Raw genomic sequence first — 3,297 nt, forward strand, 5'->3', positions numbered from 1 at the left:
TTCGACGCGATCACTCGCTACAACCGCTCCACGTTCTACGCCACCGCCGTGCTGGATCTAGCCACCGCAATTCACGACGCGCGTACTCAGATTACTGCCAGCCGCTGATCGGCTGGTTCGCAGCGTCGGGATCGATCCAACAACCACTATTTTCTGTGTTGGGAGCGAGCCAACGAATCTCCGGTTGAAGCGCGCAGCCGCAGTTGGCTTCGTGGCGCTCTCGCTAAAATTTTTCTAGTTCCGTCAGTCACTTATAAAAAATTTCGAGCCGTTGGCAGGGCTTGGCATGCCGCCTGCATTTTCCTCGGTCAAGCGCGACACGCAGCGTTTTCGAAACCACCTCAACCACTGACGGAGATACTGAAATGACCACTTTGAACCTCAACGACCTGAACGTTTCCCAGGCTCTGGACCGCAAGTCGATGGCCGAACTGACCGGCGCCGGCGACTGGCACCTGCGCAGCTCCTTCATCAGCACCGGCTCGTGGAGCGGCTACACCCAGATGTTCAGCCAGTATGTCGGCACCACGTTCCATGACGGCTACCTGAGCCGCCAGACGTACGAAGGCTGGAAGCGCACCCGCACCCAGACCGAGTACAGCTACTGGGATCACTTCGTCCGCGTGTAACTTCACACCCGGGACACCAAGCGGAGGCTCGCCAGAGCCTCCGCTTTTTTTATGCCTCGATTCAGCGCACCCGAATCACAATTTCAGAGTCCTTGCGCTCCACCGACAAATCCGGCTCTCGCGACAACAGATCCGCCAACGACTGAGGGTCGGTGGCATTGAACGTCCCGGCGAAGCGATAGATGCCTGGCGGCACATTCTCCAGCCGCAAGCGCGGTGAACGGTTGTAACGATTGAACTCGACGATCATGTCTTCGAGCAACACGTTACTGAATGCCAGCCGGCGTTCGCGCCAGGCTACGGAGTTCTCGACCGCAGCTTCGGGATTCGGCGCGATGCTGCCGTTCAATTGAATGTCAGCTTCCTCACCGGCGCTCAACATCAATGTCTGTGGAGCACTCCCTGGCGCGGCCGTCAGCGCAGTCAGCTGCACTCGGCCCTCGAGCACCGACACCCGAGTATCGCCAGTGGGGCGTGCATAGACGTTGAATTTCGTGCCGATGGCCTGCACGACAGCGTTGCGCGTATGAACCCGGAACGGACGATTGGCGTCATGCGCAACAGTGAAGATGGCTTCGCCTCGTGGCAATTCGACATCGCGGCGAGTCTCATCGACTTCCCAGCGGATCTGCGAATCAGCATTGAGCGTGACGATAGAAGTGTCCGCCAGCTCCAGGGTCCGTTGTTCGCCGATATCCGTGGTGTACCGAGTCTGCGTGCCGAGTGTGTTGAACAGCACGATGCCTACAACGACAACAGTGACGCATGCAGCCGCGGCGAGCGACCAGAAATTTTTCCTTGAGCGCGAAGGTGCAGGCGTTGCATGGCCGGCGAGGGGACGAGGCTTCGCCGGCAGCGCGGTGATAGATGGCGACACTCGTTGCACCAACTCGTTGATGTTCTCGCGCAGCTCCTCGGGCATATCGCCGACAGCCTCGTCGATGGCCGCTACCGCCAGAAATTCATCGACATGACGGCGCGACTCGCTCAGCCACGCCAGGAACGATTCCAAGTCGGCGGTCGTCGGGTTCTTCAGAATCTCGAACCATTCCGAGGCGCGCAAGGTCAGCAACTCGTCGATCTGATTTTGCACTTTCATGAGGCTAGGCCTTCCGGTCCTTGAGGCTGGTCCTGAGTTTGGCTCGCGCTTCGCACACGTACACCATGACGCTGCCCTCGGTGAGATTCATCCGAGAGGCGGCTTCCTTGACCGACAGGCCTTCCCACTTGGTGAGCAAAAAGGCGGCGCGATGCATGTCCGGGAGTTGTGCCAGCGCCGCTTTGAGCTCTTCGGCCAGGCTCATGCGCTCGTCCGGTTCGAGGTCGGCATCGGGCAAGGTCCGGGCCTGGCTATCGGCGGTTTGCGAGTCGTACAGCACCACGGATCTGCCCTCGGCCAAGCGGGTATCGATTACGACGTTGGCGGCAATGGCGAACAGGTAAGCCTGCGGATTGCGGGCTTTGCCGATGCCGTCGCTGCGCAGGAAGCGTTCTAAAATCTCTTGCGTCAGATCGTCGGCGTCAGCCGGCCGCCGTAGCCTTCGCAACAGATACCGATACAGCTCCGGCGAATGGCGGGCGAACGCCCGCTCCAGGAGCCCGAAGGCACCTGCAGGTTTCGCCGGAGGCTGGGGCTGGGACATATCGACTCCTGTTACCTCCATAGACCGATCTCGGAGCAAAACCTTAATTCATTCGCACGCGCCCGCCTACCGGTTAAGGTTCCGTTACGGCCCTCGTCTTAGAGAGCATGCCGGCCCCGGATCGGGGCAGCTCTACAAAATGGGGAGAACACGATGATTCGTCAGATATGGGCGCCGCTGTGTTGTTCGGTGTTGCTGGGTAACGTGGCGGTTGCGCAGGAATCGCCGAGCCAGCTGTTTACGCTGCATGTGAAGGCGCAGCCGCTGCGGTTCGCCGTGCGAGAGCTGGGAGAGCAGGCCGGCGTCCAAGTCATGATGCGGCTGAGCGGACGGGCCGCGGACGACATCGAAGTCGCGGCCATCGACGGTCGACTGACCGTGCAGGAAGCGTTGGAGCGCATGTTGGCCAACACCGGGCTGACTTACGAGTTCGTCAATGCCAGCACCATTCGCATCCTGGAAGCGACGCCTTCGAAGGCCGAGGGCGGCACGTCATCGACGGAGTCCTCAGCCGAGCGCGACGGCATCGTCGACGTGTTGGTCATGGGTAAGAAGCCGTTCACCGACGAGAACGTCGACATCGTGCGTACGGTCAACGACGTGCAGCCCTATCGAATTCTGAACAGCCAGGCCATCGAGCAGTCCGGCGCCACCAATGTCGAGCAGTTCCTGAAGCACAACTTGACCATGAATACGGTGTCGCTGAGCAATGCTCAACAGACGCCCAACGCCTTCGGCAACATGAGCTCGATCAATCTGCGCGGGCTCGGTGCCAATCACACGCTCATCCTGATCAACGGTCGACGGACCGCTGCCATCAACGCGGTGGGCAGCACCGGTCAGCCGGATGTGAATGGTATCCCCACGGCCGCCATCGATCGCATCGAGGTGTTGCCATCGTCCGCCGCTGCCATCTATGGCGGTGCTGCGGTCGGCGGCGTCGTCAACATCGTGCTCAAGCACGAATACACCGGCGCCGAGATCAAGGTCACCCAGGACAACACATTCGACACGAACGCGCCGAT

General features: G+C 60.4%; 4 protein-coding genes. 2 read left to right on the top strand and 2 right to left on the bottom strand.

All coding sequences use genetic code 11. The annotated features are described in order from the left end of the window. Positions 1–365 precede the first annotated feature (365 nt). Positions 366–629, top strand: coding sequence for a hypothetical protein (locus JNL55_RS09625; RefSeq protein WP_293852424.1), 264 nt, complete (start codon positions 366–368; stop codon positions 627–629). 61 nt (positions 630–690) lie between these two features. Here JNL55_RS09625 and JNL55_RS09630 read toward each other — a convergent pair whose 3' ends face one another. Next, positions 691–1,728, bottom strand: coding sequence for a FecR family protein (locus JNL55_RS09630; protein WP_293852426.1), 1,038 nt, complete (start codon positions 1,726–1,728; stop codon positions 691–693). A 4-nt stretch (positions 1,729–1,732) separates the two neighbouring features. After that, on the bottom strand, positions 1,733–2,272 hold the full coding sequence (locus JNL55_RS09635; protein WP_293852428.1) for an RNA polymerase sigma factor: 540 nt from the start codon (positions 2,270–2,272) through the stop codon (positions 1,733–1,735). Between the two features lie 153 nt (positions 2,273–2,425). Between JNL55_RS09635 and JNL55_RS09640 the strand changes: the two genes are divergently transcribed. After that, a partial coding sequence (locus tag JNL55_RS09640; protein ID WP_293852430.1) for a TonB-dependent receptor occupies positions 2,426–3,297 on the top strand: 872 nt, incomplete at its 3' end.

Source organism: Steroidobacter sp. (assembly GCF_016790065.1).
Lineage (GTDB): Bacteria > Pseudomonadota > Gammaproteobacteria > Steroidobacterales > Steroidobacteraceae > Steroidobacter.